The sequence below is a fragment of the Enterobacter cloacae complex sp. HYC003_NIDB genome (genome assembly GCF_056673375.1).
On record NZ_CP114220.1, the window covers coordinates 4,586,128 to 4,602,378 of the forward strand.

Sequence of the window (16,251 nt, forward strand, 5' to 3'; positions counted from 1 at the left end):
ACAAGCCAGAGTATTTAAAATAATCTTAGCGTTCTGTCACCGTCTACGCAGGGGATTAAGTTTCTTGCGAAACACCTGCGGTCTTCGACGGAGGCCTGGATAGGCCAGGCTCCAACGAACAATTCTTTTAGCCGCTAACTTTTGTTAGCAAACGTGGGGGTAAGATTGTAGACAAAATCACCGCCCACGTAAAGGCATTAGTTTGCAGCAGCGCTCAGGCCAGCCTGGTCAACTGCAACACCTGCACCCATGGTGGTGGAGATGCTAACTTTCTTGATGTACACGCCTTTCGCCTGAGTTGGTTTTGCTTTTTTCAGCGCAACCAGCAGAGCTTCCAGGTTTTCTTTCAGTTTGTCAGCGTCAAAGTCCACTTTACCGATGGTGGTGTGGATGATGCCGTTTTTGTCGTTACGGTAACGAACCTGACCTGCTTTAGCGTTCTTAACTGCTTCAGCAACGTTAGGCGTTACAGTACCCACTTTCGGGTTTGGCATCAGGCCGCGTGGACCCAGAACCTGGCCCAGCTGGCCAACAACGCGCATTGCATCTGGAGAAGCAATAACAACGTCAAAGTTCATTTCGCCTTTCTTGATCTGATCAGCCAGATCTTCCATACCTACCAGTTCAGCGCCGGCAGCTTTAGCAGCTTCAGCGTTTGCACCCTGAGCAAATACAGCTACGCGTACGGAACGGCCAGTACCGTGTGGCAGTACAGTTGCGCCACGAACGTTCTGATCGGATTTACGAGCGTCGATGCCCAGGTTAACGGCAACGTCAACGCTTTCAACGAACTTAGCAGTTGCCAGTTCTTTCAGCAGAGCGATAGCTTCGTTGATGTCGTACTGTTTGGTCGCATCAACTTTGTCACGGATCACGGACATGCGCTTGGTCAGTTTAGCCATTTCTTAGTCCTCCACTACCAGGCCCATGGAACGTGCAGTACCTTCGATGGAGCGAGTCATCGCTTCAATGTCGGAACCAGTCATGTCGGCAGCTTTGGTCTGCGCGATTTCCTGCAACTGAGCGCGGGAAATTTTACCCACTTTGTCTTTGTTCGGCTTACCGGAACCAGACTTGATGCCCGCTGCTTTCTTCAGCAGAACTGCTGCTGGAGGGGTTTTGGTAACGAAAGTGAAAGAACGGTCAGCGTAAACAGTGATTACAACTGGGATTGGCAGACCTTTTTCCATGGATTCAGTTTTGGCGTTGAACGCTTTACAGAATTCCATGATGTTCACACCCTGCTGACCCAGAGCTGGACCAACTGGTGGACTTGGGTTCGCCATACCTGCTGCAACCTGCAGCTTGACGTAGGCTTGTACTTTCTTAGCCATTCTAAAATCCTCTGATTGGGTAATAACGCCTCGGAGAGGCTCCCCGTGAATAAAATTCGTTTTACGGGTCGGGACCCATAAAAACAAAAGGCGCGAAATTGTATTCCAATCTCGCGCCCTGTGCAACGATTAAATCGTCGCTTTTTTGATCGCTGCTTAGGCTTTTTCTACCTGAGCAAAGTCCAGCTCTACCGGGGTCGCACGACCAAAGATAGAAACGGAAACTTTCAGGCGGGACTTCTCGTAGTCCACTTCTTCGACGACGCCATTGAAGTCAGCAAACGGACCGTCGTTAACACGAACCATCTCACCCGGTTCAAACAGCGTTTTCGGACGCGGTTTATCACCAACCTGCTGGAGGCGGTTCATAATCGCATCAACTTCTTTGTCGCTGATTGGCGCCGGACGGTCAGATGTGCCGCCGATAAAGCCCATCACGCGTGGTACGCTGCGCACCAGGTGCCAGCTCGCGTCGTTCATCACCATCTGAACCAGCACGTAACCCGGGAAGAATTTACGCTCGCTTTTGCGACGTTGGCCGCCACGGATCTCAACCACTTCTTCGGTCGGAACCATAACTTCGCCAAATAACTCTTCCATATTGTGTAATTTGATATGCTCACGCAGCGACGTAGCTACGCGGCCTTCAAAACCGGAAAACGCCTGAACGACGTACCAGCGCTTTTTAGGGGCTTCAGACATCTCAGAACCTCAGGCCAGTGATAAAGGATACCAGGCGAACCAGAATACCATCCAGTCCCCACAGGATCAGTGACATTACAGCGGTTACCGCCGCTACAATCAGCGTGGTGTGCAATGTTTCCTGGCGAGTCGGCCAAATGACCTTGCGGACTTCGGTACGCGCTTCGCGGGCAAACGCAACGGTCGCTTTGCCTTTCGTCGTCAACAGCGCGACACCACCCGCCGCAGCAATCAGAATTACCACTGCAAGCGCGCGTAGCGGCAGCATCATGTCACGATAAAGATAGTTGCCGACAATCGCCACAATCAGCAGCACGGCTACAACTACCCATTTCATCGCTTCCAGGCCGCGCCCGCTCCCTTGAGCTTCGGTATTCGCACTCATAAACCAACCTGTCAGAAGTATTCTACAAACATTTTCACCCCGCGTGTGCGAGGCAAACCAATCGAAATGCTATTCGCTTTTCGTATTATACGCTCTCCGCAGAGCCTGTCTCAGCAATGATTATGACAAAATTAATCACTGATGAGCCAGGTTCTGATGTGAAAGCGTGCAAAAAGGGCATCAAATGATGCCCTTTTATTGCGCATTGCGTCAAATGTTATCAGCGATTAGCCGAGAACTTTAGCAACAACGCCCGCGCCAACGGTACGGCCGCCTTCACGGATTGCGAAACGCAGACCGTCGTCCATCGCGATTGGGTGGATCAGCGTCACAACCATCTTGATGTTGTCGCCTGGCATTACCATCTCTACGCCTTCTGGCAGTTCGATGGTACCGGTCACGTCAGTTGTACGGAAGTAGAACTGTGGACGGTAGCCTTTGAAGAACGGAGTATGACGGCCGCCTTCGTCTTTGGACAGAATGTACACTTCAGATTCGAACTTGGTGTGTGGCTTGATTGAGCCTGGCTTCGCCAGAACCTGACCACGTTCGATTTCTTCACGTTTGATACCACGCAGCAGAACACCAACGTTCTCACCAGCACGGCCTTCGTCCAGCAGTTTGCGGAACATTTCAACGCCAGTACAGGTAGACTTCGCAGTCTCTTTGATACCAACGATTTCAACTTCTTCACCCACTTTGATGATACCGCGCTCTACACGACCGGTAACAACGGTACCACGACCGGAGATGGAGAATACGTCTTCGATTGGCAGCAGGAATGGCTTGTCAATCGCACGCTCTGGTTCTGGGATGTAAGAATCCAGGTAGCCAGCCAGTTCGATGATTTTCGCTTCCCACTCTGCGTCGCCTTCCAGCGCTTTCAGCGCGGAACCACGAACGATTGGAGTGTCGTCGCCTGGGAAATCGTACTGAGACAGCAGTTCACGAACTTCCATCTCTACCAGTTCCAGCAGCTCTTCATCATCAACCATGTCGCATTTGTTCAGGAACACGATGATGTAAGGAACGCCAACCTGACGACCCAGCAGGATGTGCTCACGAGTCTGAGGCATAGGGCCGTCAGTCGCAGCAACAACCAGGATCGCGCCGTCCATCTGCGCAGCACCGGTGATCATGTTTTTAACATAGTCGGCGTGGCCTGGGCAGTCTACGTGTGCGTAGTGGCGAGTCGGGGTGTCATACTCAACGTGAGAGGTGTTGATGGTGATACCACGAGCTTTTTCTTCTGGTGCGTTATCGATCTGGTCGAAAGCACGAGCAGCACCGCCGTAGGTTTTAGCCAGTACGGTAGTGATTGCAGCGGTCAGCGTTGTTTTACCATGGTCAACGTGGCCGATAGTACCGACGTTAACGTGCGGTTTTGTACGTTCAAACTTTTCTTTAGACATCGATTGTCCCTCTAAGACACGGATAAATCGGTGATATCACCACATCAACCAGGCGAAAATGCCTGAACTGTTGAATACATTTACATTGAAACAGAGAGAAAGGGAGGGAGAAGTGAAGTGGTGCTGATACCCAGAGTCGAACTGGGGACCTCACCCTTACCAAGGGTGCGCTCTACCAACTGAGCCATATCAGCACGTATTGGAGCGGGCAGCGGGAATCGAACCCGCATCATCAGCTTGGAAGGCTGAGGTAATAGCCATTATACGATGCCCGCATCCTGAAACTCGGCTACCCAGTTCTTTCTGTAACAAAAAAAGAGATTTCTCTCTTTTCTGTTCGAGCTGGTCAATTTTTCCAACCAGCTCCGGCGGCGTTGTCGCTGCCAGAAAGTGGTGGTGGGGGAAGGATTCGAACCTTCGAAGTCTGTGACGGCAGATTTACAGTCTGCTCCCTTTGGCCGCTCGGGAACCCCACCGGACTTGATGGTGCCGACTACCGGAATCGAACTGGTGACCTACTGATTACAAGTCAGTTGCTCTACCTACTGAGCTAAGTCGGCATCAAGTAGCGCGCATTCTATGGAGACCTGCGCAGTCATGCAACTAAAAAATTGCATAAAACGTTCTTTCGCTCACATTTTATTCGAAACCAGGGCTAACCGCTGTAAATTCATCCGCTCACGGTTAAAAATTCAACATGAACGCCTGATTTCGGCACGCTATAGCCCCAGGTGATGCCTGCCCGGTTAAGCATCGCTTTCCCATATTTTTTCTTATTATTCCTCTCATCTGGTGTTAACCTCCTGCCCATTGTCCAAAATTAACTATGTGATGAGCCCGCACCCGCCGTTTCGTGATGGTTCACAGAAGCATGCTTATGAGCAAAAAAGAGCAAACGTTAATGACGCCCTATCTTCAGTTTAACCGTAGCCAGTGGGCAGCCCTGCGTGACTCCGTCCCTATGACACTGACGGAAGGTGAAATCGCACGGCTAAAAGGGATAAACGAAGATCTCTCCCTGGAAGAGGTGGCAGAAATCTATCTCCCCCTCTCTCGCTTGCTTAACTTCTATATCAGCTCCAATTTGCGTCGTCAGGCCGTACTGGAACAGTTCCTCGGCACGAACGGTCAACGTATTCCTTATATCATCAGTATTGCGGGCAGCGTGGCAGTGGGTAAAAGTACCACCGCGCGCGTGCTACAGGCGCTGCTGAGCCGCTGGCCGGAACACCGCAGCGTGGAGCTGATCACCACCGACGGCTTCCTGCATCCCAACGAGGTGTTGAAAGAACGCGGCCTGATGAAAAAGAAGGGCTTCCCGCTCTCTTATGATATGCACCGCCTGGTAAAGTTTGTTTCAGATCTAAAATCGGGCGTACCTCACGTTACCGCGCCGGTTTACTCGCATCTGATCTACGACCGCATCCCGGATGGCGACAAAACGGTTGTGCAGCCCGACATCCTGATTCTGGAAGGCTTAAACGTCCTGCAAAGCGGGATGGATTATCCTCACGATCCGCATCATGTGTTTGTCTCTGACTTTGTCGATTTCTCAATTTATGTCGATGCGCCGGAAGATTTGCTGCAACGCTGGTATATCAACCGCTTCCTGAAGTTCCGCGAAGGCGCGTTCACCGACCCGGATTCCTACTTCCACAACTACGCCCAGCTCTCTGAAGAAGAGGCTATCAGCGTGGCGACCGGGCTGTGGAATGAGATCAACTACGTCAACCTCAAAGAGAACATCCTGCCGACGCGCGAACGCGCAAGCCTGATCCTCACCAAGAGTGAGAAACACGCCGTCGACCAGATTCGTTTACGGAAATAGATCTCAGACGTAAAAAAACCGGCTTAGCGCCGGTTTTTTTATTTATGCCTGCGGCTTTTCGCCGTTTTCATCCTGATCGACCGCGAAGCAGGCCACCAGCTGTCCGCCATAATCCTTCAGCTGTGGCTGCAACTGCGTGCACGGACCGAAGCGGCGACGGCAGCGGGCGTTGAATGCACATCCCGGCGGTGGGTTAAGCGGGCTTGGCAACTCGCCGGTCAGCTTAATGCGCTCCCGGCGGTCATCCGGGTTCAGTCTCGGCGTTGCAGACAGCAGCGCCTGCGTATACGGATGACGCGGGTTAGTAAAGATCTGATCTTTCGTCCCCTTCTCCACGCAGCGTCCCAGATACATCACCATCACCTCATCGGCAATGTGCTCAACCACGGACAGGTCATGGGAGATGAAGACGTACGACAGTCCCAGATCCTGCTGTAAATCCATCATCAGGTTAAGCACCTGCGCGCGAACGGACACGTCAAGCGCTGAGACCGGCTCATCGGCAATCACCACGTCCGGGTCAAGCATCAGCCCACGTGCGATGGCAATACGCTGACGCTGACCGCCAGAGAACATATGCGGGTAACGATCGTAATGCTCGGTTTTAAGCCCCACCTTCGCCATCATCGCCAGCGCTTTTTCACGACGCTGCTCTTTGCTCAGATTGCTGTTAATCAGCAGCGGCTCTTCCAGAATTTGCCCGACTTTCTTCCGCGGATTCAGAGAGCCGTACGGGTTCTGGAATACGATCTGGATTTTCTGGCGGCGCAGCTTCTGCGCCTGCGGATCGTGCTTGAGCAGATCCTGACCCTGATAGTAAAGCTCGCCGCCGGTTGGCGTTTCGATCATCGTCAGCAGACGGCCCAGCGTGGATTTTCCACAGCCCGACTCCCCGACGACCGCCAGCGTTTTACCGCGTTCAAGGCTGAAGGAGACGCCGTCCAGCGCTTTTACCAGGCGCTCGGGGGCAAAAATCCCCTTCTTCACCGGGTAATGTTTTTTCAGGTCGATAGCCTGCAACAGCGGCTGTTGCGTGGTGGCCTCGTGCGTACTCATAGTGTTGGCCTCCCGGCATCATCGAGTGGGTAGTGGCATTTTGACTGCCGACCATCGTCCAGCAGATTCAGCTCTGGCTCCTCGGCGCGGCATTTATCCGTCGCATACGGGCAGCGCGGATTCAGCAGGCAGCCCTGCGGACGGTCATATTTACCCGGAACCACACCCGGCAGTGACGCCAGACGCGCTTTGTCCTGGGCAAACTCCGGCAGCGCGCGCAGTAACGCCTGCGTATACGGGTGACGCGGCGCGCGGAAGATATCATGCGAACTTCCGGTCTCCACCACCTGACCCGCGTACATCACGATGATTTTGTGTGCCGCTTCCGCCACCAGCGCCAGGTCGTGCGTAATCAGCACCAGCGCCATATTCTCTTTCTGCTGCAACTCCAGCAGCAGCTCGATGATTTGCGCCTGGATGGTTACGTCCAGCGCGGTAGTTGGTTCATCCGCAATCAGCAGTTTTGGTCGACAGGCAATCGCCATGGCGATCATCACGCGCTGGCTCATGCCGCCGGAAAGCTGATGCGGGTAAACGTCCAGACGCGATGCTGGGTCAGGTATCCCCACCAGGTTCAGCAGATCGATAGCACGCTGGCGACGGGTTTTCTTGTTGCCGCCCTGATGCACCTTAATGGCTTCCATAATCTGGAAACCGACGGTGTAGCATGGGTTCAGGCTGGTCATGGGGTCCTGGAAGATCATCGCCACTTCCGCGCCCACCAGCTGGCGGCGCTGTTTTTCGGAAATGCGCTTCAGATCCTGACCGTTGAACTCCAGATTTTCCGCCATCACGCGGCCGGGGTAGTCAATCAGCCCCATAATCGCAAGCGAACTCACTGACTTACCGGAGCCCGACTCTCCTACAATCCCGACCACTTCGCCCTGATTAACGCTGTAGCTGATGCGGTCCACGGCGCGAAACGGTGTGCCTTCGTCGCCAAAGTGCACGGATAATTTATCTACATTTAATAACGCCATCTCGTGCCTCTTACTGCTTCAGTTTGGGATCAAGTGCATCACGCAGACCGTCACCCATCAGGTTAAATGCCAGCACCGTCAGCAGAATCGCCAGACCCGGGAAGGTGACGACCCACCAGGCGCTTTGCGCGAACTGCAACACGTCGGAGAGCATGGTGCCCCACTCCGGTGTTGGCGGCTGCGCACCCATGCCAAGGAAGCCAAGAGCGGCCATATCAAGAATGGCGTTAGAGAAACCGAGCGACGCCTGAACAATCAGCGGAGCAAGGCAGTTTGGGAAGATATTGATAAACATCTGACGCATAGCACCGGCACCCGCCACGCGAGAGGCGGTAACGTAGTCGCGGTTCACTTCCACCAGCACCGCCGCACGGGTCAGACGCACGTAATGCGGTAGCGCAACAAACGTCAGCGCAAGCGCGGCATTACCAATCGACGGACCAAAGATCGCCACCAGCACCAGCGCCAGCAGCAGGCTTGGCAATGCCAGCATAATGTCGACGACGCGCATGATGATGTTATCAACAATGCCGCCGAAGTAGCCTGCCACCAGGCCGAGTACGATCCCCATGATCAGCGACAGTACGACAACGAGGCAGCCAACCAGCAGCGACAGGCGTGCGCCGTACATCAGGCGCGACAGCACATCGCGGCCCACGTCGTCGGTGCCCAGCAGGTGCGTCAGGCTTCCGCCGTCCTGCCATGCAGGAGGTGCCAGCAGCGCATCGCGGAACTGATCAGCCGGGTTATACGGCGCAAGGAAGTTCGCAAACACCGCAATCAGGATCATGATGGAAACATACACCAGCCCGACAACCGCGCCTTTGTTGCGCTTGAAGTAGTGCCAGAACTCCTGCATCGGCGTCATTGGCGCCGGTGCGGTGACCACTTTATTTTGAGTAACTTGTGACATGATGGCCCCTTACTTCTTATGACGAATACGCGGGTTCACCACGCCGTACAGCAAATCGACCAGCAGGTTGACGAGGATAATCATCGTCGCGACCAGCAGTACACCGCCCTGCACAACCGGATAGTCACGGCGTTGCAGCGCATCAATCAGCCAGCGTCCAAGACCCGGCCAGGAGAAGATGGTTTCGGTCAGGATCGCTCCCGCCAGCAGCGTACCGACCTGCAAACCGATAACGGTCACCACCGGCAGCATAGCGTTACGCAGGGCATGAATGATGATGACGCGCATACGGGTCAGGCCTTTAGCGCGGGCAGTACGAATATAATCCTCGCCCAGCACTTCCAGCATGGAGGAACGGGTCATACGCACGATCACCGCCAGAGGGATGGTGCCCAGCACCATTGCAGGCAGGATCATGTGCGCAACCGCATCAATGAAGTTGCCCTCTTCGCCCCAGATCGCCGTATCAATCAGCATAAAGCCGGTTAACGGGTTGGTGTCGTCAAGGAAAACCATGTCGCTGACGCGTCCGGAGACCGGCGTCAGGTTCCACTGCACCGAGACCAGCATGATCAGCATCATGCCCCACCAGAAGATAGGCATGGAGTAGCCGGTCAGTGCCAGGCCAACAGCGGTGTGGTCGAAAATAGAGCCACGCTTAACGGCAGCCAGTACGCCAACGGGGATCCCTACCGCGGTCGCGAAGATCATGGCGCAGATACCGAGTTCCAGCGTCGCTTTAAAGCGCGGCACGAACTCGTCCCACACCGGAAGACGGCTTTTCAGTGAAATCCCTAAATCGCCGTGCAACACACCCCAGATATAGTGGAGATACTGCTGCCACATCGGCTTATCAAGGCCGAGTTCAGCCAGCAGTTGTGCATGACGTTCAGGGGAGATACCACGCTCGCCTGCCATAATCATTACCGGGTCACCCGGGATCATATGGACGAAGGCAAAAGTGAGAAGGGTGATACCGATAAACGTCGGGATAACCAGTCCCAGACGTCGGAGGATGAACTGCAACATAACCCGGATTCTCTCTGATGACGCACGCCCAGTGGCATGACGTCTGTATTGCTCACAAATGTAAATTCCCTCTCCCTGTGGGAGAGGGTTAGGATGAGGGGATGCATGCACGCCCCTCACCCCTGCCCTCTCCCACAGGGAGAGGGAGAACACCCTACTTATTATTCAACAGACACGTTTTCGAAGTGGTGTTTGCCCAGTGGATCAACCACGTAGCCCTTCACTTCTTTACGCACTGGCTCGTACACGGTGGAGTGAGCAACAATCAGAGCCGGAGCCTGATCGTGCATGACAACCTGAGCTTGCTTGTACAGTTCAATACGTTTGTTGTGATCGTCGGTCGCACGCGCCGGCTGGATCAGATCTTCAAATGGCTTGTAGCACCAGCGAGAATAGTTAGAACCGTCTTTCGCTGCCGCACAGCTGAACAGGGTCGCGAAGAAGTTGTCCGGATCCCCGTTGTCGCCGGTCCAGCCCATCATGACCGCCTGGTGTTCGCCCGCTTTAGCGCGCTTCAGGTACTCGCCCCACTCGTAGGTCACAATTTTGGCCTGTACGCCAATCTTCGCCCAGTCAGCCTGAACCATTTCCGCCATACGACGTGCGTTCGGGTTGTAAGGACGCTGTACCGGCATCGCCCACAGCTCGACGGTGAAGCCTTTGTCCTGGCCCGCTTCTTTCAGCAGCGCTTTCGCTTTCTCAGGATCGTAGGTGTAGTCCTTAATGTCGTCGTTATAACCCCACATGGTTGGTGGGATCAGGTTCTTGGCCGCAACGCCCGCGCCCTGGTAAACGGCTTTGATGATCGCTTCTTTGTTCACCGCGTAAGTCAGCGCCTGACGCACTTTCACGTCATCGAACGGTTTCTTCTCGGTGTTGAAGGAGAGATAACCCACGTTCAGGCCCGCCTGCTCCAGCAGGTTGATATTTTTGTCCTGCTTCATGCGCGCGATGTCAGCCGGGTTTGGATACGGCATCACCTGACATTCGTTTTTCTGCAATTTTGCGTAACGCACGGATGCGTCAGGCGTGATGGAGAAGACCAGACGGTCGATCTGCGGCTTGGTACCCCAGTAGCCCGGGAAGGCTTTATACAGAATACGGGAATCTTTCTGGTACTGAAGCAGCTGGAACGGGCCGGTACCGATTGGGTTCAGGTCCACTTTTTCCGGGGTGCCGGCTTTCAGCATGTTGTCCGCGTACTCTTTAGAGAGAATCGAGGCGAAGTCCATCGCCAGGTCAGCCAGGAATGGCGCTTCCGGACGCGTCAGCACAAACTGAACGGTTTTATCGTCCACTTTTTTCACTTCAGCGATCAGGTCTGGCAGACCCATCCCTTCGAAGTATTCATAGCTGCCGCCAGACACTTTATGGTACGGGTTCTGGGCATTTTTCTGACGGTCGAAGGAGAACACAACGTCGTCGGCGTTAAAGTCGCGCGTAGGTTTAAATTCTTTGCTGTCCTGCCACTTCACGCCCTGGCGCAGGTGGAAGGTATAGGTTTTACCGTCTTCGCTGATATCCCACTTTTCAGCCAGGCCAGGAATTACTTCCGTGGTGCCGGTTTTAAATTCAACCAGACGGTTATAGATCGGTACAGAGCTTGCGTCGTAAGTCGTACCAGAGGTAAAGAGCTGTGGGTTAAAGCCTTCCGGAGAGCCTTCAGAACAGTAAACCAGGGTTTTTGCCTGTACGCTTGCTGCAACGGTCATGGCCACCAGGCTCAGACCAAGCTTCAGCATCCCTGACTTCTTCAAGGAAATACTCATTATTGTGCTCCAATGTGATGTTTTGCTTTGTTGTGTTACGCCGCCTGACCTTTATTTATTTTTTACCCGGTCCGGTCGGTGATGCCCGAAGGCGTTAAAAGGGATAGAGAATCCTTTCAGAAGAGCGTTTGAGTTGCAGCGCAGATCCTCCCTGAAATGCCCCTCGTGCCCTACAATCTGTCAACAGAATGTGAAAACGTCAATACAGGTGGCGGGGATTTACGTGGAGTGTGAGAAACCGCAAACAAAGATTAAAAAAACCCTGACCGTGAGTTTTCAGCAGAGAAATTTATGCTACTCGCCATGATGCAGCACAATTATCTTCATATTTCGCAACACTCAGTGATTAAGTTTTATTCAGAATGGGTAAATTTTCTTACAGAATGGTGATTATCTGAGCACTAAATACCGCGAACGTTAAAACGCACAGCGAAAAATGCTGAGGTTATCCATAAGCAACGCGAAAAAAGATCAAACTATATATAAAAAAATACAATGGATTATGTCACAAAACCGCAAGCAGGCAGGGGGAAGCAGGGCTAAGGGGTATTTTGAGGACTCGTGCGGGGTAACGCGTTAATGCAAAAAGGGCTAACCTTGCGGTTAGCCCTTTTTAGAATGTGGTCGGCGAGAGAGGATTCGAACCTCCGACCCACTGGTCCCAAACCAGTTGCGCTACCAAGCTGCGCTACTCGCCGAATGCGGAGCGCATCTTACTGCTGAGGTGCGCCCCCGTCAATCCCTTATTTTCAAAAAGCCATTCAACTGGCGATATTCTCGCCAGACCAGCTACTGCGCGGCTTTTGTGGTGTTATCAGGGAGTTTACACCAGTTGTTGTTTTCGTTAATCCCACCGTTCGGTGAGGTATAGCCGAGACAACCCATAATGGTGTCGTACAGCTCAACGTGACGGCGCGGTACCTTGATCTCTGCCTGCTGTTTCAGATGGGCAAACATTTTGGCTTTGTCCGGGTTTTCCAGGTACTTATCCGACATCCACATGATCATCGGCACGCGGAACTGCTCAGGCGGGGCCAGCTTACGCGGCGTGCCGTGTAAATGCTCTTTCTCGTTGATGGACTCGCCGTGGTCGGCCGCGTAAATCACAATCGCTTTCTTATCGCGAAGCTGGTCGATCACCCGGCTGAGGAAGGTATCCACATACAGAATCGAGTTATCATAGGCATTGATCAGCTCCTGCTTGCTACAGTTCTTGTTAATGCCGACGCACTCAGGCGTCCATTTGGCGAAATCGCGCGTGTAACGCTGATAGTAGCTGTAGTGTGAACCTTTGGTATGCAGAACAATAAGGTGCTTACCCTGCGGATGGTTTTTCAGCGACTGTTCCATCTCAGAGAGCAGCAGCATATCATCAACGTTCTTTCCGCGGTTACGCGGCTCGGCGCCAATCTGCTCGCGGTAGGCGATGTTATCCGCCATGGTGTTGGTGTAGAACCACATCTCACTTTGCATGGCGAACAGATCGGAGCTAAATCCAAGCTGCTTCAGAACAGCAAACACGTTTTGCTCTTTGAGAGTGCGCTGAGGATTATCACTCGCACCGCCCTCACGAACAAACATACAGCGCAACGAAAGCTTCGTGGCGGTATCGCAGGAGTAGCCGCGGTATGCCACCAGGTTCTTTTCCTGCGCCAGTTTCGGGGTGGTATCGCGGTCATAACCGAGAATACCCATATGATCCCAGCGCGTCGTTTCGCCGATAACGAAGACCACGTAAGTATCATCCAGTCCGTCAGCCGGAGCCTGGTAGGTGAACTTTTTGGTCGGGTTAATCAGCGATTTCACATCGCTGGATTCGTCCGCCTGAGCCCAGGCATAGAGACCTAGCGCCGACAGCCAGTTAGACGGCAGATACGAGTTAGCCACCACGCCGCCGTAGCTTGGCATATCTACGCCTGTCGCTTTTTCGATCCGCTTTTGCTGTTTTTCCATCAGGCGAATAGGCGCCCATACCAGCAGACCCGCCAGAAGAACGACGGCGACGTTGCGGATGCGTTGCCCACGGGTACGCAGCTGGCGTAACAGGGTATAGCGACAGGTATTACTCCAGATAAAGAAGAGCGGGATCAGGCAGGTCAAAATCGTCCACATGATGAACCCTTGCCCCACCACCTCTTTCGAGAGGTCGATGTCCGTGGTCATCACCGAGGCCACAATACCGTAGCCAATGACCACATTCATGAATGTCATGTAATAGCTTGCGGCGGCAGAGATAATCACCACCAGCGAGGCCAGAACCTGCCATGTACGTCTGCCAAAAAGCGAGAGCAGACGTAGCAGGAAGAAGGTTGCCAGAATTGAGCCAAACACTTCAATCGCGGCGAAAATCCCGTTTCTTACGGTGAGGTGTTCAAAATAACCTTCCACTCTTCTGAACAGCACCGCGCCATTCAGAAACAAACCGATATAGACAGCCAGCATCAGACACAATCTTTGCTGGGTAAGAGACCTGATATATTTCATGCAAACAACCCTGGGGGAAGGGGTATAAAGACCCGCCGAATCTCATTGAGAAAGCAGACAGAGTAAGTAGGTGCGAGATAAACCGTTATCAGAAACGTCTACAAGCGCGATAAGTAGACCACAGCGAGGAAGAAAAGTGGCAGCAGAGAATGTGAATCGATGAGAATTTTTACAAAATAACAAGTCCGGAAGTGATATTGCGATAAAAAAAGAGGCCCTGCGGCCCCTTTTTATCGAATCATGCATGCGCTTCTTTATAGACCTCGCGTTGCGGCTGACGAATCGTGGTGGACAGCGCCAGTGAAATAATCAACAAGGCAAATATCACGCAGAATGTCACGTAGAAGCCACCAAACAGCGAGGCAATCAGCGACCCGCAAATACTGCCGATACCGAAGCCGAGATAAATCACACCGTAGTTTTTCGCCAGATTGTTCAGGCCGAAGAACTCGCTCACCAGCGACGGGAAGACGGTAATGGTACCGCCAAAGTTAAAGGCTACGCAGGCTATCGCCGCAAAGAATGTCGCTTCGTTCAGCGGTGCAAACAGCAGCGCCGCCATGCCCACCAGAGAGATGACCTGCCCCAGCGTAATCACGCGGATGCGGGCGATTTTGTCAGACAGGATACCGAGCACCAGACGACCCGAGAGGTTAGCAATGGAGATGACCGTTACCGCGTTCGCCGCCGTCGCCGCGTCCAGTTTCACCATTCCCTGCGCGATATCTTTCGCCACGCCGATGACATACAGACCGCTCATGCAGGCCGTCAGGAACATCACCGCCAGCATCCAGTACTGCGGTTTACGCATGGACTGTGCAAGGGTGAAATCATTCTCCACCACACCGTTAACGGTTTTCACTTCCTGCTGCGGCGCGTCTTTCATCAGCGTTGCGCCGAAGAGGATCATCACCAGCACAATCACGCCCCAGATCATAAAGGTTTTCTCAAGCCCCACCGAGGCCAGCAGATGCGCATCGATGAATTTGAAGCCAAGGCTGCCCAGGCCATATGAACCAATGGCAAACGCGGAGATAAGCCCTTTACGCTCCGGGAACCACTTCACGCAGTTAGACAGCGTCAGCAGGTAACCTGCGCCGTCCGCCAGCCCCACCAGCACCCCGGCGCTCAGCCACAGCATCATCAGGTTGTCGGAATATGCCGTCAGGAAGAAGCCCACGCCCAGCAAGATCCCGGAGGCCATGGTTACACGCTTCACGCCGAAGCGCTCCTGAAGTTTGCCCGCCACGGAAGAGGAAATTGCTAACCCAAGACTCAGCAAGCCGAAGGAGAACGCCACCTGGCTTATCGGCGCGCCGATCTTATCAGACAGGGCGCTGTTAAACAGGCTCCAGGTATAGACCGATCCCAGTGCGAACTGGGTAACGATGGTGCCGAATAGCGTCAGCCAACGCGTGCGGTTATAAGTTGATGTGTTCATGGCAGTGTCCTGCAAGATAAATTAAGGAAATTCGCTGAGGACACGATAAACAAAACCCCATAACGCCAGGGGTAAAACGGCATGAAATGCAGGAGAAACGGAATGAAATGCCTGGAAGCGGGAATGAATGACCTTGCCGGAGAAGAAAAAGCTCAAAGGTGAGCGATCACTATCGCTACAGTCCCTGCCGTTATTGTATTAAATATGTTACGGCAGCGTTTAAAAAAGTGACAACCCTTTAAAATTTGGCGCTCAATCCCAGCGTATATAAATATTCTTCTTCAGTTTGCTGGTTATAGCTGATCTTCGCCCAGGGGTGTAAATCACCATACTGCGTATCGACACGCCACCCCAATGAGTTCACGCTGGCATGCCAGAGTGGATCGGTAAGCGACTGCGTGGTGGTTGTATCCTCAAACGCATTCACTGGTGCGGAGGGAGCGCCATCAGTGCGCCACGCCATTACGGGCCCGGTGGTGAAATGTCCCGCCACGGGAAAATTCCAGCCAACGCTCAGAACGGTTTCCGCATCCGAACCGGAGGGATCGTTCAGGGTAAACCCCGCAGCATTCTGCGTGCGGTTAATACGCTCCGCGAGAATATCTTCATAACGAGGTTGGTGATCGGCGTCCCATGTATAGCGTTCCATCGTATTACTTTGAGCATCTGAAACGATATATTCCTGTTGCCACGCAAAAGCGGTGTTACAAAAAAGCAGGCAGACTGAAACACCCACCAGGCCAGAAGCAGCATGGCGACCACTGATTTTTTTTATCATCATCAAAGCGACTCCAGAAAGAGCCGAGTTCGGCGATATATGTCATTGTTCGAAGAGGTATTAGGGCGTATAGCCCTGTATTAACTATTGTCTCTTTAGCAGACACGTCAAGCCGGGCAGATTGAAATTTTTGCGTTTAC

The 16,251-nt window shown here is 53.2% G+C and carries 14 protein-coding genes and 5 tRNA genes; 1 reads left to right on the forward strand and 18 read right to left on the reverse strand.

Features of this window, described 5'->3' with window-relative positions; translation table 11 throughout:
- Nucleotides 1-197: 197 nt before the first annotated feature.
- The 9 genes from rplA to O1722_RS21965 all read right to left on the reverse strand — a co-directional run bounded on the left by rplA (nt 198) and on the right by O1722_RS21965 (nt 4,393).
- Complete coding sequence (gene rplA, locus O1722_RS21925) at nt 198-902, reverse strand: 50S ribosomal protein L1 (RefSeq protein WP_006810530.1); 705 nt, start codon at nt 900-902, stop codon at nt 198-200.
- Nucleotides 903-905: 3 nt separating this feature from the next.
- Nucleotides 906-1,334, reverse strand: coding sequence for a 50S ribosomal protein L11 (gene rplK / locus O1722_RS21930; protein WP_003862340.1), 429 nt, complete (start codon nt 1,332-1,334; stop codon nt 906-908).
- 156 nt (nt 1,335-1,490) lie between these two features.
- Nucleotides 1,491-2,036 carry a transcription termination/antitermination protein NusG gene (gene nusG, locus O1722_RS21935; protein WP_003862341.1) on the reverse strand — a complete coding sequence of 182 codons (546 nt, stop codon included), beginning with the start codon at nt 2,034-2,036 and terminating at the stop codon, nt 1,491-1,493.
- 1 nt (nt 2,037) lies between these two features.
- On the reverse strand, nt 2,038-2,421 hold the full coding sequence (secE, locus tag O1722_RS21940; RefSeq protein WP_003862342.1) for a preprotein translocase subunit SecE: 384 nt from the start codon (nt 2,419-2,421) through the stop codon (nt 2,038-2,040).
- Nucleotides 2,422-2,648: 227 nt separating this feature from the next.
- Nucleotides 2,649-3,833: an elongation factor Tu gene (tuf, locus tag O1722_RS21945; RefSeq protein WP_014885484.1), complete on the reverse strand. Its 1,185-nt coding sequence runs from the start codon at nt 3,831-3,833 to the stop codon at nt 2,649-2,651.
- Nucleotides 3,834-3,951: 118 nt separating this feature from the next.
- Nucleotides 3,952-4,027, reverse strand: a tRNA-Thr gene (locus O1722_RS21950).
- A 6-nt stretch (nt 4,028-4,033) separates the two neighbouring features.
- Nucleotides 4,034-4,108: transfer RNA gene (locus O1722_RS21955), tRNA-Gly, on the reverse strand.
- 116 nt (nt 4,109-4,224) lie between these two features.
- Nucleotides 4,225-4,309 (reverse strand) — tRNA-Tyr (locus O1722_RS21960).
- An 8-nt stretch (nt 4,310-4,317) separates the two neighbouring features.
- Nucleotides 4,318-4,393: transfer RNA gene (locus tag O1722_RS21965), tRNA-Thr, on the reverse strand.
- 317 nt (nt 4,394-4,710) lie between these two features.
- On the opposite strand from O1722_RS21965, the gene coaA reads away from it, so the two are divergent.
- A complete protein-coding gene (coaA, locus tag O1722_RS21970) occupies nt 4,711-5,661 on the forward strand; it encodes a type I pantothenate kinase (protein ID WP_015569977.1) in 951 nt (316 codons plus the stop codon).
- Between the two features lie 42 nt (nt 5,662-5,703).
- Here the strand turns inward: coaA and dppF are convergent, their stop codons facing one another.
- From dppF to O1722_RS22015, 9 genes are all read right to left on the reverse strand, one after another.
- Nucleotides 5,704-6,717 (reverse strand): dipeptide ABC transporter ATP-binding subunit DppF, encoded by a 1,014-nt coding sequence (gene dppF, locus O1722_RS21975; RefSeq protein ID WP_017383568.1) that lies wholly within the window; start codon nt 6,715-6,717, stop codon nt 5,704-5,706.
- Nucleotides 6,714-7,697, reverse strand: coding sequence for a dipeptide ABC transporter ATP-binding protein (gene dppD, locus O1722_RS21980; RefSeq protein ID WP_033486942.1), 984 nt, complete (start codon nt 7,695-7,697; stop codon nt 6,714-6,716). The genes dppF and dppD overlap by 4 nt, the downstream gene beginning before the upstream one ends.
- Nucleotides 7,698-7,707: 10 nt before the next feature.
- Entirely contained in the window at nt 7,708-8,610 is a 903-nt protein-coding gene (gene dppC / locus O1722_RS21985) for a dipeptide ABC transporter permease DppC (RefSeq protein ID WP_033486943.1), read from the reverse strand.
- A 9-nt stretch (nt 8,611-8,619) separates the two neighbouring features.
- Nucleotides 8,620-9,639: a dipeptide ABC transporter permease DppB gene (dppB, locus tag O1722_RS21990; protein ID WP_006810536.1), complete on the reverse strand. Its 1,020-nt coding sequence runs from the start codon at nt 9,637-9,639 to the stop codon at nt 8,620-8,622.
- 161 nt (nt 9,640-9,800) lie between these two features.
- The gene (dppA, locus tag O1722_RS21995; protein ID WP_003860756.1) at nt 9,801-11,408 is read right to left on the reverse strand and encodes a dipeptide ABC transporter periplasmic-binding protein DppA; all 1,608 of its coding nucleotides are present in this window, start codon (nt 11,406-11,408) and stop codon (nt 9,801-9,803) included.
- Nucleotides 11,409-12,029: 621 nt separating this feature from the next.
- A tRNA-Pro gene (locus O1722_RS22000) sits at nt 12,030-12,106 on the reverse strand.
- A 91-nt stretch (nt 12,107-12,197) separates the two neighbouring features.
- Entirely contained in the window at nt 12,198-13,892 is a 1,695-nt protein-coding gene (gene eptB, locus O1722_RS22005) for a kdo(2)-lipid A phosphoethanolamine 7''-transferase (RefSeq protein WP_017383570.1), read from the reverse strand.
- A 238-nt stretch (nt 13,893-14,130) separates the two neighbouring features.
- The gene (locus O1722_RS22010) at nt 14,131-15,333 is read right to left on the reverse strand and encodes an L-lactate MFS transporter (protein ID WP_015569982.1); all 1,203 of its coding nucleotides are present in this window, start codon (nt 15,331-15,333) and stop codon (nt 14,131-14,133) included.
- A 238-nt stretch (nt 15,334-15,571) separates the two neighbouring features.
- On the reverse strand, nt 15,572-16,114 hold the full coding sequence (locus tag O1722_RS22015) for a hypothetical protein (RefSeq protein WP_015569983.1): 543 nt from the start codon (nt 16,112-16,114) through the stop codon (nt 15,572-15,574).
- Nucleotides 16,115-16,251 lie beyond the last annotated feature (137 nt).